This is a genomic window from Thermostichus sp. MS-CIW-38 (assembly GCF_054058415.1).
Genome location: NZ_JBSSAH010000016.1, coordinates 15016 through 40701 on the forward strand (window position 1 = coordinate 15016; position 25686 = coordinate 40701).

The 25686-nt window shown below is 58.2% G+C and carries 18 protein-coding genes, 1 tRNA gene and 1 riboswitch; of the genes, 10 read left to right on the forward strand and 9 right to left on the reverse strand.

Translation table 11 applies throughout. The annotated features are described in order from the left end of the window. The first annotated feature begins 163 nt into the window (after window positions 1-163). Window positions 164-1978, forward strand: coding sequence for a response regulator (locus tag ACVWXZ_RS07350; RefSeq protein WP_457482339.1), 1815 nt, complete (start codon window positions 164-166; stop codon window positions 1976-1978). Here ACVWXZ_RS07350 and ACVWXZ_RS07355 read toward each other — a convergent pair. Beyond that, a complete protein-coding gene (locus tag ACVWXZ_RS07355; protein WP_414522018.1) occupies window positions 1968-2459 on the reverse strand; it encodes a DUF4168 domain-containing protein in 492 nt (163 codons plus the stop codon). The genes ACVWXZ_RS07350 and ACVWXZ_RS07355 overlap by 11 nt on opposite strands. Before the next feature lie 818 nt (window positions 2460-3277). On the opposite strand from ACVWXZ_RS07355, the gene ACVWXZ_RS07360 reads away from it, so the two are divergent. Together ACVWXZ_RS07360 and ACVWXZ_RS07365 are read left to right on the forward strand one after the other, a co-directional pair. Beyond that, complete coding sequence (locus ACVWXZ_RS07360; protein WP_049749658.1) at window positions 3278-3619, forward strand: DUF3155 domain-containing protein; 342 nt, start codon at window positions 3278-3280, stop codon at window positions 3617-3619. A gap of 233 nt (window positions 3620-3852) precedes the next feature. Further along, window positions 3853-4110, forward strand: a complete 258-nt coding sequence (locus ACVWXZ_RS07365; protein ID WP_414329773.1) for a DUF3146 family protein — start codon at window positions 3853-3855, stop codon at window positions 4108-4110. A 181-nt stretch (window positions 4111-4291) separates the two neighbouring features. Here ACVWXZ_RS07365 and ACVWXZ_RS07370 read toward each other — a convergent pair whose 3' ends face one another. Continuing rightward, the gene (locus ACVWXZ_RS07370; protein WP_457482340.1) at window positions 4292-6274 is read right to left on the reverse strand and encodes a primary-amine oxidase; all 1983 of its coding nucleotides are present in this window, start codon (window positions 6272-6274) and stop codon (window positions 4292-4294) included. A gap of 907 nt (window positions 6275-7181) precedes the next feature. On the opposite strand from ACVWXZ_RS07370, the gene ACVWXZ_RS07375 reads away from it, so the two are divergent. Beyond that, window positions 7182-9842 carry a sensor histidine kinase gene (locus ACVWXZ_RS07375; protein ID WP_457482341.1) on the forward strand — a complete coding sequence of 887 codons (2661 nt, stop codon included), beginning with the start codon at window positions 7182-7184 and terminating at the stop codon, window positions 9840-9842. A gap of 13 nt (window positions 9843-9855) precedes the next feature. Here ACVWXZ_RS07375 and ACVWXZ_RS07380 read toward each other — a convergent pair. Then, a tRNA-Arg gene (locus ACVWXZ_RS07380) sits at window positions 9856-9928 on the reverse strand. 11 nt (window positions 9929-9939) lie between these two features. Between ACVWXZ_RS07380 and ACVWXZ_RS07385 the strand changes: the two genes are divergently transcribed. Beyond that, entirely contained in the window at window positions 9940-10170 is a 231-nt protein-coding gene (locus ACVWXZ_RS07385) for a hypothetical protein (protein ID WP_457482342.1), read from the forward strand. Between the two features lie 243 nt (window positions 10171-10413). Continuing rightward, entirely contained in the window at window positions 10414-10851 is a 438-nt protein-coding gene (locus ACVWXZ_RS07390; protein ID WP_414341644.1) for a hypothetical protein, read from the forward strand. 102 nt (window positions 10852-10953) lie between these two features. Here ACVWXZ_RS07390 and rpsT read toward each other — a convergent pair whose 3' ends face one another. Further along, window positions 10954-11283 carry a 30S ribosomal protein S20 gene (gene rpsT, locus ACVWXZ_RS07395; protein ID WP_414400762.1) on the reverse strand — a complete coding sequence of 110 codons (330 nt, stop codon included), beginning with the start codon at window positions 11281-11283 and terminating at the stop codon, window positions 10954-10956. Between the two features lie 87 nt (window positions 11284-11370). On the opposite strand from rpsT, the gene ACVWXZ_RS07400 reads away from it, so the two are divergent. After that, on the forward strand, window positions 11371-12735 hold the full coding sequence (locus ACVWXZ_RS07400) for a CRTAC1 family protein (RefSeq protein ID WP_457403685.1): 1365 nt from the start codon (window positions 11371-11373) through the stop codon (window positions 12733-12735). On the opposite strand, the gene moaA is transcribed toward ACVWXZ_RS07400, so the two are convergent. Both moaA and ACVWXZ_RS07410 read right to left on the reverse strand, forming a co-directional pair. Beyond that, window positions 12732-13709: a GTP 3',8-cyclase MoaA gene (gene moaA, locus ACVWXZ_RS07405; protein ID WP_457482343.1), complete on the reverse strand. Its 978-nt coding sequence runs from the start codon at window positions 13707-13709 to the stop codon at window positions 12732-12734. The genes ACVWXZ_RS07400 and moaA overlap by 4 nt on opposite strands. A 198-nt stretch (window positions 13710-13907) precedes the next feature. After that, the gene (locus tag ACVWXZ_RS07410) at window positions 13908-15815 is read right to left on the reverse strand and encodes a cation:proton antiporter (RefSeq protein ID WP_457482344.1); all 1908 of its coding nucleotides are present in this window, start codon (window positions 15813-15815) and stop codon (window positions 13908-13910) included. Between the two features lie 265 nt (window positions 15816-16080). Continuing rightward, window positions 16081-16179: riboswitch (Glutamine riboswitch) on the forward strand. 86 nt (window positions 16180-16265) lie between these two features. Between ACVWXZ_RS07410 and ACVWXZ_RS07415 the strand changes: the two genes are divergently transcribed. Continuing rightward, on the forward strand, window positions 16266-16718 hold the full coding sequence (locus ACVWXZ_RS07415) for a DUF4278 domain-containing protein (protein ID WP_011434342.1): 453 nt from the start codon (window positions 16266-16268) through the stop codon (window positions 16716-16718). Window positions 16719-16966: 248 nt separating this feature from the next. Here ACVWXZ_RS07415 and glnA read toward each other — a convergent pair whose 3' ends face one another. After that, window positions 16967-18391 carry a type I glutamate--ammonia ligase gene (glnA, locus tag ACVWXZ_RS07420; RefSeq protein ID WP_457403682.1) on the reverse strand — a complete coding sequence of 475 codons (1425 nt, stop codon included), beginning with the start codon at window positions 18389-18391 and terminating at the stop codon, window positions 16967-16969. Window positions 18392-18578: 187 nt separating this feature from the next. Between glnA and ACVWXZ_RS07425 the strand changes: the two genes are divergently transcribed. Both ACVWXZ_RS07425 and trxB read left to right on the forward strand, forming a co-directional pair. After that, window positions 18579-18758: a hypothetical protein gene (locus tag ACVWXZ_RS07425; protein ID WP_414356529.1), complete on the forward strand. Its 180-nt coding sequence runs from the start codon at window positions 18579-18581 to the stop codon at window positions 18756-18758. 120 nt (window positions 18759-18878) lie between these two features. Beyond that, window positions 18879-20294, forward strand: a complete 1416-nt coding sequence (gene trxB / locus ACVWXZ_RS07430; RefSeq protein WP_457403681.1) for a thioredoxin-disulfide reductase — start codon at window positions 18879-18881, stop codon at window positions 20292-20294. Window positions 20295-20429: 135 nt separating this feature from the next. Here the strand turns inward: trxB and purL are convergent, their stop codons facing one another. Next, window positions 20430-22766, reverse strand: a complete 2337-nt coding sequence (gene purL / locus ACVWXZ_RS07435) for a phosphoribosylformylglycinamidine synthase subunit PurL (RefSeq protein WP_457403680.1) — start codon at window positions 22764-22766, stop codon at window positions 20430-20432. A gap of 300 nt (window positions 22767-23066) precedes the next feature. Further along, window positions 23067-25571 (reverse strand): ATP-dependent DNA helicase RecG, encoded by a 2505-nt coding sequence (gene recG / locus ACVWXZ_RS07440; protein ID WP_457403702.1) that lies wholly within the window; start codon window positions 25569-25571, stop codon window positions 23067-23069. Window positions 25572-25686: the final 115 nt, after the last annotated feature.

A 25686-nucleotide genomic window follows, 5' to 3' on the forward strand; every position in this document is an offset into this window, starting at 1 on the left:
GGCCTGGGCGCGAAAGTGCTATGCCTACGGCACCCCGTCGGGAACCGCACCGCTAACGCGAAAGATTAAGCTGGAGACAGATTAGAGATCCCTTTTGTGTGCAAAGAAAGCCTTGGTGCTTCGCACCGCCGTCGCGAATGGCCGACTCTGTGGAGTGAATTTTGTGCAATCTCCCCCCATCCCCAATCCTGGACATCTGCTGACAAATGCTTCGCCGACAGTACTGTTGGCCGATGACGACCCATGCATACGCGGGTACTTGACCCACCTGTTGGTTCATGAAGGCTATCAAGTGGCAGAGGCTGAAGACGGCGACCAAGCCTTGCTGCTCTTCGGTCAAACTCAGCCTCAAATTGCCCTGCTGGACGCCCTCATGCCCGGCACGGATGGGTTCGAGTGTTGCCGCCGCCTGCGGGCTTTGGATGCGAATCTGCCCTGCTTGATGATTACCTCGCTCGAGGATCAAGCTTCCGTAGACAAAGCCTTTGCTGCCGGAGCCAGCGACTACATGACCAAGCCCATTCACTGGCCGATAATGCGTCAGCGCATCCAACACCTGATCAAGGCCCGCCAGAACTTGTTGAACCTACGCCAACAGGCGGCCCGCGAGCAAGCCCTGAACCGCATCGTCCGAGCCATTCCCACTTCTTTGCAGTTGGATCAAATCCTTGCTGCCGTCACCCGCGAGATAGGCCATCTGCTAGAGGCGGATCGGGTAAGCATCAGCATCTATCAGCCTCAGCAACAGCATTGGCGTATTGTCTCCGAGTACAGCACTCAACAGGATGGCTACCTGGGCTGTCTCATTCCCGATTCCGAAAGCCCCATTGCCCAGCAACTGAAGCAGGGGAAAGTGATGTTGCTGGAGGCAGCCGACCAAGCCAAAGGCTGGGTCTACATCTCCGCCATGGCCAAAGCCTATCCTGGCAGTTGGCTGCTGGTACCGCTCTACGGCGGCGAAAGCCCCGAATCTGACTCGGCCCACCCCACCCTTTGGGGCAGCCTGTGCCTGCAACTGAAAACGGCACGTCCCGGTTGGCTGGCCACCAATCAGGATCTGATCTTGGCCCTGGCCGATCACCTCTCCATCGCCATTCGGCAGGCGGAATTGCTCCAACAGGTTCAGGAGCTGAACCGCACCCTGGAAGAAAAGGTACAGGCCCGCACCGCCCAACTGGATCGCCAGATACAGGAATTGCAGCGGCTGGATCGCCTGAAAAATGACTTCCTTAGCACGGTGTCCCACGAGCTGCGCACCCTTCTTTCCAACATGAAAATGGCCATCCACCTGCTCAGCTCCGTCCTGCTGCCTGCCCAGGGCGCTCCCAGATCCCCGGATCTGGCCAAAATCTCTCAGTACTTGAAGGTGTTGGACAACGAATGTGAGCGGGAGATCAGACTGGTCGAGGATCTGCTGGAACTGCAGCAGTTAGAGGTGCTCAAGGGACTCCGTCCCGCTAACGCGAACGGTTCACAGCGGCCCTGCTGGTTGGAGCTGCAAGAGTGGTTGCCCCAGATCGCGGAGCCCTTTGCTCAGGAGGCCCATAGCCGCCATCAGCGCTTCAGCCTTGGGATCCCTTCAGGACTGCCTGCCATTTTTACCCTGCCGGGAGTGCTAAAGTCGGTGCTGGCGGAATTGCTGAAAAATGCATGTAAATTCACCCCTGCTGGGCACCTGATCAGCCTTCAGGCCACCTGCCATTCCGACCACCTGGACATCCAAGTCCTCAACACCGGCGTAACCATTCCCCTGGAAGAGCAAAAGCGGGTATTTGAGAAGTTCTATCGGGTGCCCAGCGCGGATCCCTGGCGGCAAGGGGGGACAGGGTTGGGGTTGGCCCTTGTGCGGCAGGGGGTAAGCCTGTTGCAAGGAAGCATTCACCTCAACAGCGAGGCCAACCACACCTGCTTTACCTTGCGGCTGCCTCGGGTTCTCCCTGTCTTTGGCCAAGGCAAGCCAGCTCAGCCTAGGGTGTAGGCGTCGGGGTGGCCGGCTTTGGAGAGTTGGAAGCTTCCCCTTCCTGCAAAACTTCTTGCAAGCGGGCCCGAACCCGCTGGTTGAGAACAGGATTTTCGTTCGCCAAGGTCATCAATTCGCGGTATTGAAGCACTGTCAGCCCTTGCTCCTCGACAATGCGGCTGGCTTGGGTTTCTGTGCGCTGCATAATTTGCTCGTACTCCTCCTCGTTCTGGGTTTCCCGCAGTTGGGCGCTCGCTTCCCGAATCAGGGGATCCAACTCCAACAGAATCCGCACCAACTGTTCCACCTGGGCATCGGTGACTTGCTCTGGGGTCAGAGTTGGAGATGCCACAGGGCTGGGAGTTGCTGTGGCCGGAGCCCCCCCCGAAGTCGGAGAAGCAGTTGCAGCAGGGCCGGGCGACGGGGTTGCTCCCTGTGCCCAAGCCGGCAGGGATCCCAAGCTGAGTCCCAGACCCATCAGCAACGCGAATTTCATCATGCCCAAAACTCCCCAAACCCAGACAAGATAGACCTAAGCCCTTGAGGTGCAGCCAAACCTGAAGCCAGACTAGCAAGATGCCTGAATTCCGTCTAATCGGTTCAACGCAGTCCTGGCAGCCCATCAAGCTCATTCCAGCTTGCCAGCACCTGAGGCGGGATCCATCCAATCCCTACGGTACCAGAACTCCTCACTCCAGGGCTCCCAGGATGAACTCGCGAAAGGGCTGTGTGGACATGCTGGGGATCTGCAGTGGATCTCTTGTAGAAACAAGAAGTTGGTTGTACAGTCTTACATGCGCTGTTCAACGGTAGCCCGGCACCGGAGTGCCCCTTTCTCTCCTCGGTTGAGCAGCTCCAGACTTGCAGCATTGGCAATTGACTTAGCACTTCAGCCCAAAGGGGGTTGTCTTGAAGCTGAGCTTAGGTATATGTTCTGTTGAGTATCGTTTTTGTTAATGTTAGGCTAGGGGCCAGATTTGATGCGGATCTCCCACATCGGCATCTGACTTTCTTCGCAGGTGTCAGAGCCCGTGGATCCCCTATCAATATCAGCAGTCAACCTAGCAAACGCCCAATCGCCAGCTCTCTTTGCAGGCGATTGTTGGAGGATTTTTTGTTCGGAGAAAGGTTCCCGATTAGATTTTTTTGGGCGCGTCCATAAGTAACCCTTCAAGGGCTTTGAGGGCGACTGCTGTCTTTATTGCCTTTGTAAAAGATGATAACAAAAATGGGTAAAAGTTATTGCTTTTCTTAAGCAGCGCTGATATATTCTTTGCGGTTGCGGTTGTTCGGTCATCCTTCTACGGGAGGCTTACATTGGTTAGGAGAAGAAAGCGTAAGAGTCGCCGTCGTCTGGAAGGGCGCAAAATTTTAGATCACATTCCTCAATTTAATTTGGACAGTGGTGAAGAGAAGTCTGTAACCGCTGCTCGAAAATATATTCAGGAAAAGTCTATTCAGCCCCCCGCACTTATTTTGGTGCGACGAAATGAACATACAGTTGATCGGTTTTTCTGGGCGGAGAAGGGGTTGTTCGGCGCGCAATATGTCGAGGAGAACCACTTCCTTTTTCCCAGCCTGCGAGCTTTGTTAGCAGAGGTTGCGGCTGAAAAGCCAGAGAAAAAATCCTCGAAGACCCTTGCAACTGCCGCTCGCTAGCTTCTGGCCAGCTTTTCCTACAGCAGGAGCCCAGGAAACAGCCCCCCTACCCTGGGGGGTTTGTTGCAGCCGCTCTCAGAAAATCAAGAAAATCAAAAGAACTGACCCTATTTAGGGGATCCCTTTCACTCAATGGGTTGAGCTTCTGATACCTCACTCCCCATGCTGGATCTGCTGGCGGCAGCGAGGGAGCCACGCGCTACCCTACAAGGGATCCCGTCGGGAGATGCCGGATGAGCCGACTGCCTCAGACCACTGCCCACATCCAAATTACCCGCCGCTCTTGGCAAGAGGGTGCCATTGAGGGGGAAGTCAATGCCAATGGTTGGGTTTGGCGCTTTTGCTGGCGCTTTCGGGCCGGGGAACTCAGAGTGGAGCCTTCTGTGGGGCGAGCTTTGATTTGCGAGCCCTTGAGCCGCTTTCTGGAAAAATCCGACTATCTGCTGGAACCGGGCAGCAACTACTCGTTTGTGATTCGCAGCAGCTTGTGAACTCTCAATCTGAGCAGATCTGAGCAGAGCTTTTGCCCAGCACCAAAGACCGGGGCTGAGCAATGGAAGGCACCTGCTACGGTGACCCAGAAACCAGGTCTCAAGCCCCGTGGGCGAAGAGTGCCTCCCCTCTCACTCCTGTCGCGCCCAAGCTGTTCGCACTTGAAAGAATCCTCGCCCTCTAGGCAGGGGGGTAGTCAATAAAGCTGCAGCAGCCTTTGGTCTTCGGCGGGGGAGGAGGCACATCCAGAGCTGGGTTGCACTCAAAGAAGCCCAGGGGCTTGAGCATAAAGCCGATGTAGCTAACCGGCATCACCGGCCAGTCTTCGGTGCGGGGGAAGTGATTGCAGCCAAAGCTATACCAGAGCACCAGACGGGTGTTTTCCAGGGATCGGTTCGCTTGCGTCCATTTCACCAGCCCTTCGCCACCGGGGTGTTGGTTGGGGTAGTCCCCTGCTGGGAACTTCTCGCCGGGATGGTAGGGCGTGGCCCAGAGGTGGTGGGCCAGATAGCCCGCCCGTCGGTGCAGCCAAGAGTTGGGGTGGGCCAAAAGCTGGACGTTTTCCCCCGGCATCAGTTTGTAGGCCACCGGCTGTCCCAGGCGGTTGTGGCGATTGGGGTTGACAATCTTCCAATAGCGGCCCCGCAAGGGATCCACCGTTTGCTTAGCCTCCTGCTCGGTTTTGAGCAGGGTGGAGCGGGCGCGAAAGGCGTTGCCGTGAGGGTTATCCGGCCCCAGAGGCAGAGGTTCTGCATGCACTTCATAGAGGGAGTTGCACGGCCCATCCACCGCCATATCCAGGCGAACGGTGAAAAAGTGCTGGTGGTTGAGGCCGGACAATTGGGGTGCCACCAAGACGCCGAACTCCGGCTCTTCCCCCGGCAACGTAGCGCAAGTGTTGATAATGCCGGTGAGCTTGGCTTCAAACTCCAGCGTGCCGTCTTGGTAGAAATACCAGAAAAAGCCGTAGTCGTAGTTGCCAATGGTGGTGAAAAAGGAAAGCACCAGCCGCCGCGAGCGCCGCACCTGCGCCCGTTCCGTGCGCCAGTCGGTGTGCTTCCAAAGGATGCCAAAATCCTCCTCGTGCATGCAGACGGCATTTTTCAAAAGCATGGGCTCACCGCTGTTAGTGGGCAGCCAGGCATCGAAGTAGTAGATTTCCCCCAGACAGTCGCAGCCCAGCTGCAGGGAATTGGCCTGCATGCCAATGCCGTATTCCCCCACATCAAAGGCATTTTTGCGGAAGTGGGGATCCCGCGGATCCCCGTAGGGCACCACCATCTCGGCTACCGAGGCGCGGTAGAGAATGGGGCGAAGGCGGCCTTGATCCTCGTAGCTCACCTGGTGGAGGACGAGCCCCTCTCGCGGGTTAAAGCTGATGCGCAGATCCCACTTCTGCCAGCGGATGTGGTGCCCCTCCACCTGGAAGCTCACCCCTTGGGGCTGGGTAATTTCTAGTGGCTTCAAATCTTGGCGAAAATCTTTGAAAAACAGCTCGTCGAAGTTACCGGACTCCGGCGGCAAGGGCCACAGACCCCGATCCTCCACCTTGACAACTTGCATGCGGTTGAGGTCAATCCAGGGGTAGAGCCCCTCGATGGGGCGGGCATAGCCGTTGTCGCAAGGGGAAGTACGTAGGAAACAAAAGCCTCGCACCAGCCGCCGCCCTTCTTCTTCCGGGATCCCAAAGTAGCCCACCGTCCAGTAGTCCACCATCACCAAATCCACATCGGCAATCCCCCGCCGCTGCAGAGCCGCCAAAAATTGGGGATCCTCCTTGAGCAGGCGGTCGCAGGCGTACACCTCATCGTCGAGCAGAGGGGGCTGCACGCCCGCAATGAGCTGCCAAGAGCGCACCTGCTGTGTTGACAGAGAGACCACGGCTTCGTAGGTGTTGCCACTGGCCGGATCCAACAGCACCACAAAAGCCTGCCGATCCCACGGCTGCCCCGGCTGCCAAGTTTCCATCCAAGGCCGATCCGGCTCGTGTAGCTGGATGGTCACAAAGCGCCCCTGAGAACTGAGGGGCCGTTGCCGGCGCAGGATCTGCACCACCTGCCGCATTTCCTCGGCGCTAAGGGGATCCAAGGGGTGGCCTTGGGGCAATGCAGGTTCGCTCGACTGATGCTGTCGATGCAAACTGGGAGAAACTTCACAAACCACAGCAATAACCTTGAATTCTTCGGTTGGAAAATGATTGAGCTGAGTAGGAGAAAATGGAGAGAAGTCTGTTGGGAACGGCCAAACGGATCCCTTTCCCCGCCATGCTGCGGGCCAAACCTAGGAAATCCAAAAGACCTGACAGCAGACCGGGCGGCCTATCTCGTGGCCATTGTCAAGATGGTCAACCTTGGAGGAGATGGCCGGAAAAATGAAAGGTAAGGTCGGGTAAGAGCTCAAGGAAATGCAGACAACCTCGGCTCTGCCCATTGTCCAGATCTGGAAATCTTCCTACTTCCCTGCCCGCTAACCAAACGAAGAGGGCAACGGCACCTTGAGAAGCCGCGCCAGGGCGAACAGGAAACCGTCAACCCATCGGGAAAATCTGAATACAGGTCTTACTACAGATAAACCCAAACTCGAGAGCAGGAGAAGTTTTCTGTGATTAAACGTCAGGCTTAACGTTGCACAGGAAAGCATAAAAAAGAGAAAACGCTTCACGCAGGCTAAGGGCAGGATCACACCGAGAAAGCTCAACGCAACGTCAACTCTCGCAAGAGCGCAAAGACATCTCGAAGCCTGCCCTGACCCTACCTGCCAGGGGGATCCCACCACTTGGGATCCGAAATGCAACTGACGATACTATAGCAGAGGCACCCCCCTTTCCCACAAGCCCGGCCCAAAGCCTCCCGGTCGCATCAGCAGGGTGTGACCCTAGGCCTTCTCCCCGTGAAGTTGAAGTCCAGCTCCAGCTCAAGTTGAAGGTTTGGTGTCGGAGAACACATATCTAAGAGTTACCCTGAAGCCATGCTTAAGGTTAGGAATTTCTAACAGTTCGAATAGTAGGATCCCTCACGTCTCCTGAAAATCGTCCACAATGAGGCAGGGCTCATAGAATCTGGTGAGGGAGATGGCTTCAACTCGATACCGCCTGGTGCCAGTGCGGCCAGGAGACGGCAGCTTTTATCCAGAGCATCTCTATTTGGCCTTAGAAGCCACCCAACTGGGCTATTGGCAACTGGATTTGCGCACCTGGAAGTTGAGTGCCTCTCCCCAATGCAAGGCCAAATACGGGCTGGATCCCGGCCAAGATTTCACCCTGGAAGTGTTTTTGCAGCACGTTCACCCGGAAGATCGCCAAAGGGTGAGAGAAGCTTTTCAGACGCTTGGGCCCAAGGCAGTAGAGGGAGATCCCAACTTTTCGGTGGAATATCGGGTTTACCAGGCCGACGGCCAGATGCGCTGGCAGCTTTCCCAGGGGGTTGTCCTGCTGGGGCCGAAAGGGGATCCCGGCCAGGTTGTCGGGGTGACCCTGGATATCAGCGAGCGCAAGCAATTAGAGATCACCTTGGCTGAGCGGGAGTGTCGCCATCGCCAGATCCTGGAAGCTCTGCCCGACATGCTGCTTTGTCTGGATCGCCAGGGCCGCTGTCTGGAGTTCAAGCCGCCCAGCCATTTTTCTGTCCCCCATCCCCCTGCCTACTATTTGGGCAAAACCCTTGAAGAGCTGTTTCCTGAGGTCGCCTGCGCCGGTGCGGCAGAGCCCACAGCCCAAGCCATTCGCGAGCATCTGGAGCTGGCCCTAGCAACCCGGCAAGCTCAAGAGATCGAGTACCCCTGCCCAGAGGGATCCCCTCAGCCCCAATATCGGCAGGCTCGCATCGCCCCCTATGGGGAAGATCAAGTCCTGATGATCATTAGAAACATCACCCCTCGTAAGCAAGCCGAGCTGAAGCTGCAGCGGCAATTGCAGCGAGAAAGACTGTTTAATCAGCTCATTCAGGCCATCAACACCTCTCTGGACTTACCCACCCTATTTGATGTGGCGGTGCGGGAAGTGGGGGCAGTGTTGCAGGCAGCACGAGTTACCCTTTATCAGTACCTGCCCGCTGAGGCCGTGTGGTTGGGCATTGCCAGCCATAGCCGATTTCCTAATTTGCCCAACAATCTGAACCTGCGACTGCCGGATAGCAGGGATTTTATGGTTTTCGATCATTTGAAACGGCTGCAAATTTTTCATGTCCAGGATCCGGAGCAGATTGCCGATCCCTTTGCCATTTATGAGAAGCGAGAATACCAACTGGGCCCTTGGCTGGTGATCCCGGTGGCTTGTCAGGAACAAATGTGGGGCGGGCTATCGCTGCGGCGCCTGACCTCAGATCCGGATTGGCAAACCGACGAGATCGAGCTGGCCAAGGCTATCGGGGAGCACCTGGCAGTGGCCATTCAGCAGGCAGAACTTTATCAAAAGCTGCAGCAGGCCAATGCTGAATTGGATTACCAAGTGCGGGTGCGCAATGCAGAGCTCGAACAAGCTTACAACGACGAAGCGCTACTCCAGCTCATCACCGAAGAAATTCGCTCCACTTTGGATGAACAAAAAATCTTGGAAACGGTGGCCCGAGAATTGGCCCTGAGCTTGAACCTATCCAATTGCACCATTGCCCTGTATGACCCAGAGCGGCAGGTCAGCGTTTTGGCGGTGGACTATTTGGCCGGAGAAGGGATCCGGCGCTTCCCCCTGGAGGTTTCGTTTGCGGATTTCGCCCATGTGCTTCGTCAGCTCCAGCGCGGACAGCTTTGCCAATTGAGCAACTTCCATCACCCCTGCTGGCCCAACCACGACCGCTACACCCTGATCATCGCTCCCATTTGCGACAAAAGGGATCTGACAGCTCAACACGAGGAACTGCTTGTTTTGGGGAATATTTGTGGATCCCGTCCACCGGGGCAGATATTTACCGAGCGGGAACAACGGCTTATCCAACGGGTAGCCGGCCAATGCGCCCTTGCCATTCGCCAAGCACGTCTTTATCAAACGATCCAGCGTCAGGTGCAACAGTTGCAGGAGCTCAACCAACTCAAAGATGAGTTTCTGCACATGGTCTCCCACGAAATGCGCACACCTCTCACCAACATGAAGCTGGCCATTGGGTTTTTATCCAAAGCCAACCTAACCGAGCGGGAAAGGCGCTACTTTCAAATTTTGGAGATGGAGACCAACCGCGAGCTGGAGTTAATCAACGACCTGTTGGAATTGCAAGCCCTCGAATCCGGAAACAAAGTCCTCAGACTTACCTGTTTATCTCCCCAGGAATGGATCCCCAATCTTGCCGAGCCCTTCCGGCTGCGGGCTGCGCAGCAAGGCCAACAGTTTCAGGTGGAATGGGATCCCGACCTTTGGCCCCTCTACACAGATGAGAGCCTCTTGTCGCGGGTGGTCAGCGAGCTTTTAAACAATGCGTGTAAGTACACCCCCACTGGGGAAAGCATCTATTTGAGTGTGAGCCAGGCTAACTCCAATGGCCGTCCCGGCTGGCTGATCACGGTGCGCAATACAGGGGTGGAAATTCCTGCAGAAGCGTTGCCCCGCCTTTTTGAAAAGTTCTATCGCCTCCCCCAGTTGGATTGCCGCAACGCCGGGGGAACCGGCTTGGGTCTATCGCTGGTTCAAAAGGCAGTGGAGCTGCTGCAGGGATCCCTGCGGGTAGAAAGCCACTCTCGGCAGGTGATGGTTCAGGTGTGGTGCCCCCATCAGGGCAGCTTGTCGGAAACCCCAAGCAAGGCTTAGAGGGCAAGGCCAGCGCCTTGCGCAGGACTCGAACCTGCAACCATCGACTTAGAAGGTCGGTGCTCTATCCATTGAGCTAGCAAGGCCGAAGAAAAGGATGCAGAGCCATTATATCCCCGACCCAGTTCCCAATCCCCAACCCTGCCCACCTGCCTCTGGCTTGGATTTCCGCAGTGTTGCTTGGGCAAATCGCGCGGTTTGCCTTGGGGAGCCGGGTCGGGATCCCTTCACCGTGGGAATGTTGGTTTTCGCTCAGGATATGAACGTCAAAGAGATCGTCTGCCAAGCTCTTGGAACGGGACGTCTGGGCGTCTCTCAGGAAACTTGACTGTACGGATAAGGAAGACTTGCAGACGGCAGATGCTTTGAGCAGATGCTTTGATCAGTGCCTTTTTGGATGGCGCTGTGCAGCGGGAGAGCCACAACTGGGCTCCCTGTGCATCGATCCCTTAAAATGGGCGAGCCGAAAGCAGAAAAGTACTCGTTTGAGTTCGAGGATCCCATGCAACCGAGCTATTGCGTCGGAGATAAGTCCAAAATGGGTGCTGAGGTGTCGAAAATTGGGATCCCCATGCCCTTGCTCCCTGATCCTGGCTCAGCTGCGGAAAAGAAAGCTGCCTCTGGCACTCAAGCTCTGTCTCCGGCAGCCAAGCGCCTGTTGCGCCTCTACCACGGCGGTAGCTTCATCTTTCTGGGCCTGTTGTGGCTGGTGGTCGGGATCCCTAGCCTTTGGGCTTTGCGAGCGGATATAGCCCGCCTGTGGGATTACTTTACTTGGACGGGCCTGCGATATGCCTTGTTTCACCGCCCAGGATGGCCGACTTTGGGGTTGTTGCTCTGTGTCAGCTTCACGATGGGGATCCTGATTGCCCAAAGCCGCTATGAGCTGTTCGGCCTGTATCCGGTGGAGCGTCTCATGCTGGAGCAGCAATCCCGCTGGATCCTGTCCTTGCCGGTGTGGCATCCGCTGCGGCGCTGGTTGGTGCGCAGGTTGGATACTCAAGATTAGGTTTTGGCTGCTACTTGGGATCCCTGCCGGCACCGAGGCAAAATCTCGTTTGCGTGCGGCTGAAATCCCGCACAAGCACCACTTCCAAAGCAGCAGGAGAATTCAACCATGCTCAACCAAAGCCTCAGCCTGGGATTTTTCCGAGGAAGCCACAGACAGCTTCACAATCCGGGCCAGCCGAGCCTTACGACGAGCGGCTGTGTTTTTGTGCAGAACGCCGGTTTTGGCAGCTTTATCAATGCGGCTGAAAGCAGCACTCATAGCCGCCTGGATTTCCTGCAGAGTTTCTTGCTGTGGGTTGGCAGCGTAGGCAGCCGAGAGGGAGATCACTTTCTTCATCAGAGCGCGCACCATGGCTTTGGTGGCTTTATTGCGCAGCCGATTCCGCTCTGCGATCTGAACGCGCTTGATGGCAGATTTGATGCGTGGCATGGTTGAAAGGGAAGTTCCAGCGAAGATCCAGCATACCATCAGAGCTGGAAGCTCCACCAGTTCCTATTGTTCTCCGATGGGATCCCCATGTTCCAAGATTGCAGCTCGCAGATCCGCTTTAACCCACCTGCCCTTTTCTACGGGGTTGCCGCTTGCGATTTGGATCGGGATGGGGCCTTTGAGCTGTTTGTGTGCGGGTTCCGCGGCTCCAATCGAGTCTTGAAGTGGGATGGGCAAACCCTGGTGGATCAAGCAGACGACACCCTGGCCGATGCAGGGCGCATGGCAATTGGGGTGGCTGCCGCCGACTTTGACGGGGACGGGCAGGAAGAACTTTATGTCTTGAACACCGATACCTTCGGCGGGCGCAAGCGCTTTGGGGATCGCCTCTTCGACTGGCAGGGATCTCGCTGGGTGGACCTGTTCTCCCTGCCGCAAAACCAAGATGCCCTCAACTTGACGGCAGGTCGCTCTGTAGCTTGTGTGGATCGTCTTGGCCAGGGGAGCTATGGATTTTTCGTAGCCAACTACGGCGGCCCTATGCGCCTCTACGAGTTGGGCCCTAACCAAATGATCGCCGATGTGGCGCCAGAAGCGAGACTCAATCGGGTGACGGGCGGGCGGGGGTTGGTGGCCGTGCCCTTGGTCTCGCAGCGGATGGACATTTTTGCCGTCAATGAGCAGGGACCTAACTTTCTGTTTCGCAACCGGGGAGATGGCACCTTTGAAGAGATTGCCGCTGAGGTGGGCCTAGCAGATCCCGACGAGCATGGGCGCGGCGTGGCAGCGGTGGATCTGGATGGGGATGGACGGCTGGATTTGCTCTATGGCAACTGGGAAGGCCCCCATCGCCTCTGGATCCAGACCCCCAGCGGTTTTTTTAAGGATGTAGCCCCCCCTGAGCTGGCCAGGCCCTCTCGCATTCGCACGGTCATTGCTGCCGACTTCGACAACGACGGCTACCCAGAGCTGTTTTTCAACAACATCGGCGAGCCCAACCGTCTGTTTGCATGGCGCTCAGGCCGTTGGCAAGCCATTGACATTGGAGATGCTGCCGAGCCGCAGGGATTGGGGACAGGAGCAGCAGTGGCCGATGTGGATGGGGATGGTCGTCTGGAATTGTTGATTGCCCATGGGGAGTCTGGCGCCCAGCCTCTCAGCTTCTATCGCCCTCAGGCCAATGCCAACAACTGGCTGAGAGTTCTGCCCCTCACCCGCCAGGGAGCCCCGGCCCGCGGCGCGTTGGTAAGGCTGCTCACCTCCACCCGTACCCAGATCCAGGCCATCGACGCCGGCAGCGGCTACCTCTGTCAGATGGAGCCGGTGGCCCACTTTGGCCTGGGATCCGAAACAGGGGTCAAGGAAATCCAGATCCAGTGGCCGGATGGGAAACAGTTGCAGGTGGCCCACCCACCGGTCAACCAGCTTTTGCGGATCCCTTATCCCCGCTAGCCGCCAATCTGAGACATGGTGCGCCGGTAGGATCCCTGGCTGCCGGTGTCCCGTCCTTTGAAGTTGATGTCCGGCTTGATGTCCAGCAGTTCTCGCACCTGCTGTCTTAGCCTTTCGGCAGGGATCCCAGCTCGCAGCGGATCCCGCAGGTTGATTTGGCCGGATTCGTTGAGCAGGCAAGGGCGCAGCCAACCGTCGCTGGATAGCCGCATGCGGTTGCATCGATCACAAAAGCACTCCGACATCTGGCTGATAAAGCCCAAGGTGCCTTTTGCCCCTGGGATGCGAAACACATCTGCCGGCCCATTGCCGGCCACAAACCCAGGTTCCAGGCCAAAGCGAGCGCGAATTCGCTGTCGCAGCACCTCAGACTCTACCCAGCCGGTCTGCTGGAAGAGGGCAGCATTGCCGATGGGCATAAACTCGATGAAGCGCACATGCCATTGCCGCTCCAGGGTAAGGGCAGCCAGATCTTCCACTTCCGATTCGTTGAGCCCAGGGATCACCACCACATTCAACTTGAGGGGATCGAACCCCACTTGGTGAGCAACTTGGATCCCGGCCCAGACCTGCTGCCAGCGATCCCGCCCCGTGATCAGTCGAAAGGTCTCGGGGTTGAGGGAATCAAAGCTGATGTTGATGCGGCGCAACCCCGCTTCATAGAGGAGTTGAGCTTTTTGGCTGAGGTTGAAGCCGTTGGTGGTAAGGGCCACATCTCTCACCCCAGGCAGGCTGCATAGAGCCCGGATGAGGTGCTCCAGCCCCGGCCTGAGCAGGGGTTCGCCGCCGGTGAGGCGAAAGCAATCGATCCCCAACGGCAAAAACACCTCTCGAACCAACGTGAGGATTTCCTCATCCGTTAAACGCTCTGGGGCTTGCAGCCACGTCAACTCCGCCTCGTCAGGCATGCAGTACTGGCAGCGGAAATTGCAGCGATCGATCAAGCTGATGCGCAGATAGTTAACGGTCGGCATGGCAACCTAGGCCAGAAACAGATGGGGCACCCCTCCCCCCAGAGTGCCGAGCAACGCCGAGGACCCTTTCCGTTGCCTCTGGAAAACCTCCCAGCGTCTCCATCCGCAAAGGCAGCGGGGGAACTGTCCCGAGGCTTGCAACTTGCAGTGGCCACACCTCCAGTTTGCAGGATACTACGAAGATTGAGGTGCAAATCTCTACTCGGCAGAGCCAGGGATCCCTGCCCATTCCGGCTGAACGGGCCGCTGCCAGCGTTCCCACCAGGCCAGCACAGACTCAGGTGGGTGGCTGTCGTGGCTGCCGTTGGCATTGGCGGGGAGGGGGGGAGAGGGAGGTGGGGCCGGCGGTGTCAGCCAACTGACAGGCGCGGGGATCAGACAACTGGGGTGGAGAGGGCGCAGATCGCGGTAGTGGCTGCTGCGAATGGCCAGGATCTCCTGCTGAATGATGTCTGGGGGTTCTCCCAACTCCAGCAACACATGGCTGCACAGCCCCAGGCTGGCCTCAAATTCGGGGTGGACGACTTCTCTGGCCCCCAACTGATAGAGCTGTTCGATGTCTTCCTTGTCGGTAGCTCGCACCACCACATCCAATTGCGGCGCCAACTCCAGAGCTCGTTTCAGGCAGAGGCGGATGCTCATGCGATCCGGCAGAGCAATAACCAGGGCGCGGGCCTGGGGCAGGCAAGCTTTCTCCAGCACCAACGGGCTGGCCGCATTTCCGTAGAGGTAAGGGATCCCACGGGAACGCAGGTGTTGGATCACCCGTTCTGATTGATCAATGACCAAGAGGGGGTGACGACGGGCTTCGAGAATGCGCACAATGTCTTGCCCCACCTGCCCATAGCCGCACACCACCACGTGCCCCTGTTGAGGAGCATCGGGGGCCAAAGCGCGGGGCCGCTCGCCCGATTCCAACCAGCGGGCCAAGAAGGGGATCCCGTGTAGCCCGGAAAACAGTCGAGGAGCGCCCCTCAGCAGAAAGGGAGTGAGCAGAAGGGTAACGGCTGTGGTGCTGACAATCAACAAATAGATCTGCCGCGACACCAATCCCAAAGCCTGCCCCTCGCTGGCCAGCACAAAGGAGAATTCGCCGATTTGCGATAGGCCCAGCCCCACCACCACCGCTGCCGGCAGAGTGTAACCAAACAGCCGCGCCAAGGGAGCCACGATGCAAAACTTGCCCACCATCACCAGACCCACCAGCCCCAGGATCAGCAACAGATGGCCGAGGATAAAGCTGGGATCGATGAGCATGCCGATGGCCGCAAAAAAGAGAGCAGCAAACACATCTCGCAAAGGCTCTACATAGTCCAGGGTTTGGTCGGCGTACTCCACCTCCGAGATCATCAGACCGGCAATGAAAGCCCCAATCTCGCTGGAAATGCCCAGCCGCTCCGTCAACAGGGCAATCCCCACGCAGAGGCTGATCACCCCCAGCAAAAACACCTCTTTGCTCTCCTGCTGAGCCAAAAGCCGCAAGAAGGCCGGAACGAGCCAAATGCCACTCACCACTGCCCCCAGCCCCACCAGGCCAATTTCCGCTACCGACTTGACCAGGGATCCCGCCAGCTCCGGCAAGGGACAATCCAAAGCCGGCAACACCGCCAACATCAGCCCCACCGCCAAGTCCTGCACAATCAGGATCCCCAGCATGGCTTGGGCTTGGGGAGTGCCCATTTGGTTGGTCTCAGTGAGACTTTTCAGCACCACGGCAGTCGAGGACAAGGAGAGCACGGCCCCCAAAAAGATCCCTTGCACCGGCGTCAACCAGCCGCTGACCACTGCCAGCACCGCCGTGATGAAAATCGTCAGGCCAATTTGCAAAATGCCTCCGCCAACGGCGATCCCCCGCACTTTGCGCAATTCTTTCAGGGAAAACTCCACCCCCAAGGTGAACAGCAAAAAGGTCACCCCAAACTGGGCCAAGGTTTCCACCTGAACCAACTCTTTGATCCACCCCAACCCGGTTGGCCCCACCAAGATCCCGGCCAGTAAGTAGCCGAGCAACACCGGCTGCCTCAGCAGCGAAGCCAAGAATCCACCTGCTGCCGCTGCCGCCAATACCGTCACAATGTCCAAAATCAGACGAAAGTCTTCCTGCACAGGGCACCCACCAAGGAATGTGAACTTTTGTAGCCAATCCTGAGGATTCTTCCACGATAATGCTTCCTCTGGCATCTCGGACAGAGTGGAGAACCTGGCCCCAAGCCCTGCACCTTACTTCCCCCAGGGATCCCGGCTGGCCCAGCCCGGATTCAGATCCAGCCTGGATTCAGAGGAAGCTGGACGGAAACTCAGTGGAAATTTTTGTTAAAACTTGCTGGCAATACCTCAAAACCGTAGCTTATAATACAGAATGTAGATAGAAATCGTTCATCCTCTCGCGTGCTGGGCGGCTCGTTAATGTAGGTAGAGCGACATCACGGCCAGAGGACGGAAGTAGGGAGATATCCCGAAGGAACGCGCCTCAACTCTTCTGGTAACCGTGTGGCTTCTCTTGTCTCTCAGGAGAAGGCGAACGGATGAAAACTCAACTCATTGGAGGCGAAGATCATGGCACTCTTTTACCGTGGCGTCGATTACACCCCCTCTTCTGCAACTGCAGCGGTTTCTCCCGGCAAAGTGGGGGGTCGTTACCGGGGGCTGGACTGGCGGTTCCGCCACCTGAGCAAGCCGGTGGTTTTGCCCACCAACCTTGACCTGCTCTATCGAGGTGTTGCTCATCATCTCAAGGCGGCCGAAGGGCCGGCTCAACCCGTTCAGACGGCAGAGGCATCTGCCCCGGTGGCTGCCAATGGCCGTTCTCATGTCTTGGATGAGCTGTCTCGCCGCTTGATGATGAGCCATCAACGCTTGATTCGGATTCGCCAGCAATCCATGCTGCTCCGCGGTACAGAGCAGATTGGCCTGCATGTCAACGTGCGCAACTTCTGGAACCGCATCCAAGGAAAAGTGCATCCCACCTTTCGGCTCAACTACGACCGTAGCCGTGTCAGCATGAGCTGATCTGCCCGTAACTGTTGATGCTCTGGCATGAGCTCAGCGAGAAGGGATCCCGGCTGGGGATCCCCTTTTGGTTTCTGGGTTGAGCTTCCTCAGGTCGATGGACGGCACAGGACGCTTCAACGCTGGCACGAGGTGCTGTTGACCAAAAGTAGCTAAGTTGCCCAAGGGATCCACAATTGAGGGGTGCTATTTCCTCGGAAAAAAACGGGATCCCATCAGGGATCCCGCTGCAGAATCGGCCACACCGCTTAGGCGTCGAAGTAAAGGGCGAACTCGTAGGGGTGAGGCCGCAGATTGATGGGGTTGATCTCGTTGTCGATCTTGTACTCGATATAGGTCTGGATCAGATCTTCGGTGAAGACGCCTCCCTCCAGCAAGAAGGCATGATCCTTCTGCAAGCTTTCCAGGGCATCCAGCAGGGATCCAGGCGTGGAAGGGATCTTGGCCAGCTCTTCCGGCTCCAGATCGTAGATATCTTTGTCCAAGGGCTCGCCGGGATGGATCTTATTCTTGATCCCGTCCAGACCTGCCATCAACATGGCCGAGAAGGCGATGTAGGGATTGCAGGTGGCATCCGGGCAGCGGAACTCCAGACGCTTGGCTTTGGGATTGTTGCCGGTCACCGGAATGCGAATGGCAGCGGAACGGTTGCCCTGGGAGTAAGCCAGGTTCACCGGCGCCTCGAAGCCGGGCACCAAGCGCTTGTAGGAGTTGGTGGTGGGGTTGGTGAAGGCCAGGATTGCCGGGGCATGCTTGAGCAGGCCACCGATGTAGTAGAGAGCTGTCTCGCTCAGGTTGGCATAGGTGCCTTCGCTGTAGAACAGGGGCTGGCCATCCTTCCAGAGGGACTGGTGGGTGTGCATGCCAGTGCCGTTGTCGTTAAATAGGGGCTTGGGCATGAAGGTGACGGTTTTGCCGTGCTTGCGGGCCACGTTCCGGAGCACGTATTTGTAAACCATCATGTAGTCGGCAGCCGTGATCAGATCGGCAAAGCGATAGCCCAACTCCCCTTGCCCGCCGGTAGCCACCTCGTGGTGATGCTTCTCGATGGGCACCCCCAACTTGCCCATGGTCAGCAGCATCTCGGTGCGGATGTTTTGATGGGCATCGGTGGGCGGGGCCGGGAAATAGCCCTCTTTGTAGCGAGGCTTGTAGCCCAGGTTGCCACCTTTCTCCTCGCGGCCCGAGTTCCAGCGACCTTCGATGGAATCCACGAAGTAGTAGGCCGAGTTTTGGGTTTGGTCGAAACGAACATCCTCAAAGATGAAAAACTCTGCCTCCGGCCCGAAGTAGGCAGTATCGGCAATGCCCGTCGATTGCAGATAGGCAACGGCACGGGCGGCAAGGCTGCGGGGACAACGGCTATAAGGCTGGCCGGTGCGCGGCTCAACAATGCTGCAAGTTATGCTGAGGGTGGGCACCTCCAGAAAGGGATCGATCCAAGCCGTCTTGGGATCCGGCACCATGTACATGTCCGACTCGTTGATCGCTTTCCAGCCCCGGATACTGGATCCGTCAAAGGGAAGCCCCTCGGTGAAGGTTTCTTCCTTGATCATCGAGGTGTGGAAGGAAACATGCTGCCAGGTGCCAAAGATATCCACAAACTTGAGATCCACTATCTGGACGTTGTTGTCCTGGATCATCTGAAGCACTTCTTGGGGCGTGGATGCCATTACTCTCTCCTGATTGGGTTGCGGTTAAGACTGGGGGAACTGTGGCTGAAACAAATGGGATCCCAGCAGGTGATCCCCACGCTTCGACCCAGACAGGCCAAAAACGCTCACTCATCCTAGAAAGGCCAACACGGGCATTTTGTAGTTTCTGATACAAAATTGCTTTGAGCCTGGCCTTCTGACCCACTTGCTGGCTATCTCGGACACCGCTTTTTCGCTCATCGGAGTCGCTCCCCTTTCCCTGTTGGTTTTGGTCAATCCAGATGGGGTGTTGGGGATCCAGAACTTGAGCAATGGCCGCCACCCTGCCAACCTCTGGGCAGAAATAACCGGATGGGGCGGGCAAAACCCTGCCCCGGTTGCCTGAGGCGAGCGAAAATTAGGATCAGCAGGCCCCCAGCTCGCCCGGTTTGCCAAAGGGTGTTAAGCTAAAGCGTAGTCGTTATGAGTTTGACTTTTAGTCCTGTTGCAGAAGGAGAGACATCGGATGACAGAGCAAAGTCGGGTTGAGAATGTGGTGATTATCGGCTCCGGCCCTGCTGGGTTTACAGCAGCCATTTACGCTGGGCGTGCCAACCTGAAGCCGGTTGTGTTTGAGGGGTTCCAGGCGGGCGGGATCCCGGGCGGGCAACTGATGACCACCACCGAGGTGGAAAACTTTCCGGGCTTTCCCGAGGGCATCACCGGCCCCCAACTGATGAAGAACATGCGGGCTCAAGCGCAGCGGTGGGGGGCAGAACTTTACACCGAAGATGTCACCTTTGTGGATTTAAGCCAGCGGCCCTTTGTCGTCCGTTCTGACGAGCGGGAATTGCGCACCCACAGCCTGATCATCGCCACCGGGGCCACAGCCAAGCGCCTACACCTGCCGGGGGAGGAGACCTACTGGAACCGGGGCATGTCAGCTTGTGCTGTCTGCGATGGGGCTATGCCCATGTTCAGAGGGGTGGAATTGGTGGTGATCGGCGGCGGCGATACTGCCTGTGAGGAGGCCACCTACCTGACCAAGTTTGGATCCCACGTGCACATGCTGGTGCGCAGCGACAAAATGCGGGCCAGCAAGGCCATGCAGGATCGTGTTCTCAACAACCCCAAGATCACTGTGCACTGGAACACCGAGGCGGTGGAAGTGATGGGCGACGGCCTGCGCCTGACCGGGGTGAAAGTGCGGAACAACCAAACCGGCGAAATACGCGAGATGTCAGTGGGTGGCCTATTTTATGCCATTGGCCACAAGCCCAACACCGACTTGTTCAAAGGACAACTGGAACTGGATGAAGTCGGCTACATCGTCACCCGCCCGGGATCCGTGGCCACCAGTGTGGAGGGGGTGTTTGCCGCCGGCGACGTGCAGGATCACGAGTTTCGTCAGGCGATTACCGCTGCCGGCACTGGCTGTATGGCGGCCATGTTGGCAGAGCGCTGGCTCTCGGAACACGGCTTGGCCCAGGAGTATCACGTCCTTCCCCAAAGCCATCCTGAACCCAGCCCTGCTGCGACTTCTGCGGCAGAGTCTGCTGGGGATCCTGCTGTTGAGGAGGCCAGCTTTGAGGAGAATGGACAGGATGACTTAGACTTCAGCAAGACTTGCCATGAGGGGAGCTATGCCCTGCGGCGACTCTACCACGAAAGCGATCGCCTGCTCATGGTCAAGTACACCGCCCCCACCTGTGCCCCTTGTCATGCCCTCAAGCCGATCTTGAACAAGATCATCGATGAGTTCTCGGACAAGCTGCACGTGGTGGAGATCGACATCGAGAAAGATCCGGAGATTGCAGAAGCAGGGGGGGTGACGGGCACCCCAACGGTGCAGTTTTTCAAAGACAAGGCCCTGGTGGCCCAGTTGGTCGGCGTTAAGCCCAAATCCCAATATCGAGAGGTGATCCAGGCAAATTTGTGTTAGGACATTTTCCCCGTCCTCTTCAACCCCTGGCTTTAAGGGGTGGTCGTGGGTTATGCCTTGGTTTGAGCTATTCCCTCGCCGCCGATCCCTTTCCCAGAACGAGAGGAGGGCTAGGGATAATCCAACGAAGCAGTTTCATTTGGATTGGAAATAACTGGGGTCTGGATGGTCTGCAAAGGCGCCGTGATAGGCGGCCTGCATTGCCGCCAAAGACACCACCAGTAAGGGATCCTCTTCTGCCGTCCTTAAGAGCAGGGGATCCGCAGGGGATCCCACCTCTCCCAAAAGCTGCCACTGGCCGGCAAGCTGCGCTTCTAAGTAGGCTTCCCAAGCAAAGCGCTGGGCCGGATCCACAGAAACCAGGATGCGGCTGGATCCCTCGCCAAACAGGGCCTGATCCCAGCGCAAGGATCCAGGAGCCAGGGAGAGGGTTGCGCCGCGGCCTCCGCTCAAGCAGGCTTCTGCCAAAGCCACAGCCAATCCCCCCTCGCTGCAGTCGTGGGCAGAGCGCACCCAGCCCTGGCGGATTCCATGGCGACAGGCAGCTTGCACCCGCTTTTCCAATTCCAGATCCACTGGCGCGGGCCGGCCCGTAACTTGCTGGTGGATGACCGCCAAATACTCGCTGCCCCCCAAGCTGGTGAGGGCCTGGGATCCCAGGAGGTAAATGAGATCCCCTGCTTGCTGCCACCCCTGGCCACAGATGCATTTCAAGTCGGGAATGAGACCCACCATGCCAATGACAGGGGTAGGGTAGATAGCCTGCGATCCCTGGGGGGTGAGGGTCTCGTTGTAGAGAGAAACGTTTCCCCCCGTTACCGGCGTACCGAGGGCACGGCAGGCATCTCCAATCCCCCGACAGGCCAGGGCCAGCTGCCAGTACACCACCGGGTTTTCGGGATTGCCAAAGTTAAGGTTATCGGTAACAGCTAGGGGATCGGCCCCCACACAGGTGAGGTTGCGGGCAGCTTCCGCCACGGCTGCCTTGGCCCCCTCGTAGGGATCCAAATACACCCAGCGGCCATTGCCATCCAGGGTGGCAGCGATGGCCTTGCGGGAAGCTCGCAGGGGCGGCACCTCGCCCACGCCAAACTTTTGGGAACGGATGCGGATAACCGCCGCATCTCCCTGGCCCGGCCAAAGGACGGTGTTGTTTTGCACCTGGTGGTCGTATTGGCGATAGATCCAGGCTTTGCTGGCCAGGGTGGGGCTGGCCAAAAGCTGCAGCAGCACCTCTTTCCATGCCAGCGTTGCCTGAGTGAGGTGGATCCCCTGGCAATCACAAGGGGGTAGAGTGGCGGGATCCCATTGCCACGCTGCCTGCACGTAGGCTGGCGGCTCTGGCAACACCGGACGGACATAGACGGGGGTGTCTTCGGCCAAAGCCCGCGCCGGCACCTGCACCACGCAGGATCCCTGGTGCCAGATCTCCACCAGCGGCTCGGCAATGACTTCCCCGGCCACACTAGCTTGCAAACCCCAGCGGTGGAAGATCTCCATCACCTCCGCCTCGCGGCCTTTTTGCACCACCAGCAGCATCCGCTCCTGGGATTCCGAGAGCAGGTATTCCCAGGCAGCCATGCCGCTTTCCCGCGCCGGCACTCGGTCGAGGTCAAAGCGGATCCCCACCCCTCCCTTGGCGGCCATCTCCGCGGTGGAGCAGGTGATCCCGGCTGCCCCCATATCCTGGGCAGCCACCACAGCTCCTGTGGCAAAGGCCTCCAGACAGGCCTCGATGAGGCACTTGCCCAGGAAGGGATCCCCCACCTGCACTGCCGGCCGATCCTGCTGCGCATCCTCCTTGAGCTCGGCGCTGGCAAAGCTGGCGCCGCGGATGCCATCCCGCCCGGTGGTGGCGCCCACGTACAAGACCGGGTTCCCCACCCCCCGCGCTGCCGATTTCACCACTGCCGGCGTCTCCAGCAGCCCCAGAGCCATGACGTTGACCAAGGGATTGCCGCTGTAGCAGGGATCCACCGCCACTTCTCCCCCCACTGTGGGTACCCCGACACAGTTGCCGTAGTGGGCGATCCCTTCCACCACCCTGGCCATGAGGCGGCGGTTGCGGGGATCGGTCAGCGGCCCAAAGCGCAGCGAGTTAAGCAGGGCAATGGGACGGGCGCCCAGGGTAAAGATATCCCGCAGGATCCCTCCCACGCCGGTAGCTGCCCCCTGGAAGGGCTCCACTGCCGAAGGATGGTTGTGGGACTCGATCTTAAACGCCAGCCAATCCCCCTCCCCCAGATCCACTACGCCGGCATTTTCCCCCGGCCCCACCACTACCCGCTCTCCGGTGGTGGGAAAGTTTTTCAGCAGAGGGCGGGAGTTTTTGTAGCAGCAGTGCTCTGACCACATCACCCCAAACATGGCCAGCTCGTTGGGGTTGGGATCCCGGCCCAGCTGCTGCTGGATCTGTTGATATTCCGCCGGGGAAAGGCCGTGGGCTTTTAAGTCTTCGAGAGTATAGGGCATAGTGCTGATACATTTACGCTGAACACTGCTGAACATCACTGTTCAACTATGCAGCGATAGCATTCTGTTTGTTTCCAAACAGAATGGCGGTACCCCGCAAAGCTTTGAGTAGAATACCCAAAGCGCAGTTTCCGTGTCGTCTTACTACCAATTTTCTGCTTTGCTTTGGCTACCATGTTGGCAGACTCGAAAGTAAACAGAAAGATCAACTGGTAGTAATCCGTACTGAACATATTATACATTATTTTCAGTATAGTTGAGCTTATTATTGACTAGAGTCATGCTCCAATTGCCCCTAGCTTAGGTCAACAACCCAGGGCCCAAGAGACGGGCCTGACGCTCTTCCAGTATGCGGCTTAAGGGGGGCCAGCGCTTCAGGTCGGGGTCTTGGACAATAAGCTGCTCTGCCGCCTGGCGGGCCAGCTGCAGCACCTCTTGATCCTCCATGAGACTGGCCAGGGCAAAATCCGGCAGCCCCGACTGGCGGGTGCCCATCACCTCCCCTGGGCCGCGGAAGCGCAGATCCATCTCGGCAATGAAAAACCCGTCGTGGGACTGCTCCAGCACCTTCAGCCGCCGCAGGGCCTCCTCGCTTTTGGATCCTGTCATCAGGATGCAGTAGGCTTGGTCAGATCCCCGTCCTACCCGCCCCCGCAGTTGGTGCAGTTGGGAGAGCCCAAAGCGCTCCGCATGCTCCACCAGCATCACCGAGGCATTGGGCACATCTACCCCCACCTCCACCACCGTGGTAGAGACCAGAATATCCAGCTCCCGCCGGCGAAAGGCCGCAATGACAGCTTCCTTCTCGCTACTGGTCAAGCGCCCGTGCAGCAGGCCCACCCGAAATTGGGGGAAGACCTTTTCCTGCAGACGCTGGTGTTCCTCGATGGCGGATTTGAGATCCAGCTTCTCCGACTCCTCAATGAGAGGCAGCACCACGTAAGCCTGCCGCCCTTGGGCAATTTCCCGCTCGATAAGCCGCATCACCTGCAGGCGATCCCCTGGCCGGGCTACCAGGGTGTGCACGGGCTTGCGCCCCGGCGGCAGCTCGTCAATTTGGGTAACATCCAGATCCCCATGCAGGGCCAGGGTGAGGGTGCGGGGGATGGGGGTGGCGGTCATGGTGAGCACATCGGGGTGATCCCCTTTCTGTTGCAGGGCGGCCCGCTGCTCCACGCCAAAGCGGTGCTGCTCGTCGATGACCACCAAGCCCAGGTTGCGAAACTGCACTGCCGGCTGGATGAGAGCATGGGTGCCCACCACCAAGGGCAATTCCCCAGTCTGCAACTGCCGCAGGATCTCCCGGCGTTTGGCGGGAGGGGTGGAGCCGGTCAACAGTTCGACGGGCACCTGTAGCTGGCTGAGCCATTCCACCAACTTGCGGTAGTGTTGCTCGGCCAAGACCTCGGTGGGAGCCATGAGGGCCGTTTGCCAGCCGGATTGAATGGCTGCCAGCAAAGCCGCCACCGCCACCACGGTTTTGCCGGATCCCACATCTCCCTGCAAGAGGCGGTTCATGGGCAAGGGATCCCGCAGATCCGCTAGGATCTCGTCGATGGCCCGCTGCTGGGCAGCCGTGAGCTGAAAGGGCAGGATTTGATAGAAGCGATCCAATAGCTCCCCTCTAGCCGGCTGGTAACGGGGCACGGCCTGGGCTTGGGTGCGGTAGCGCTGCCGCCGCTGCAAGAGGCCCAATTGCAGGTAGAAGAACTCGTCAAACACCAACCTTCGCCGCGCTTGGGCCAGACATTCTGCCGTCTCGGGAAAATGAATCTGCTGCAGCGCCGTGGGCAGATCCAACAGGTGAAACTGCTGTTTTAAGTCGGGGGGCAAGGGATCCTCCACCAACGCCGCCGCCGGCAGGGCCAGTTGCACCGCCTTGCGCACCAGATCGGCGGGGATCCCTTCTGAGAGAGGGTAGACGGGCAGGATCTTGCCAACCCCAGAACTGTCCTGCAGGCTGCCCTCGCTGGCCAGTACTTCAATTTGGGGGTTGTCCAACGTCAGGCCCAGCCTACCCTTTTTCACCAAGCCACTGGCAGCCACCACCGCTCCCTTGGGGTATTGCCGCTCCAGAGAAGCTTGCCAACTGCGCTGGGCAAACTGCCGCCCGCTGTAGAAGCGGCTGAGGGTGAGGGTGCCGCTCTTGTCGGCGATTTTCAAGTTAAAGATGGTCAGGGTGGGGTTTTTGGGGCTGGTGAAGCAGGTGCAGCTTTTAACCGTCCCCACCAGAGTCACGGTTTCTCCCACCTTGGCCTGGCGGATGAGCACCTGCTGGGAGTAGTCCAGGTGATCCCGGGGAAAGTAGTACAGGGCATCCCGCACGGTGTGCAGGCCCAGTTGTGCCAGCTTTTCCGCCGACTTGGGGCCAATGCCTTTGAGAAATTGCAGCGGCTGCTCCAGGCTAAGGCTGGCGGGGAGAGGCGGGGAAATGGGGCTCTGGGAACCCCACCGCTGTTGCGACGAGGCCGCCAGCGGGCTAGGTGGGTGGGAACGAGGGCTCCGCCCCGTTGGTGCGAACGGTTGGGGCTGCTCTTGCTGACGTCGGACTCGCTCCAGCCAGCGGCGAGTTTCGGCCACCAGGTGCTGGCGTTCGGGCAGCTCCAGCTCGGAATACAGGGTATAGCGGGATCCCAGTTCTCGCCACCGCCGCCGGTCATCTCCATTCAGCACCCAGTCGGAGGGGGGATCCTGTCCGAACACGCTCCCCAAAAATTGGGAGAAGGTCTGCTCTCGCCCCCGCAGGTCGGTAAACCCCACCTCTGCTTCTAGGGAAAGGGCGCGCTGAAGCCGCTGTAGATCCACCTGGCTCAAGTTGCTTGGCTGCCGGGAGTGCTCCTTATCAATCCAACTTTAGCCAACAACGGCAGGACAACCGAAGGAGTGCAGCAGCGCAAGCCACACTTTCCATTCCTTGATA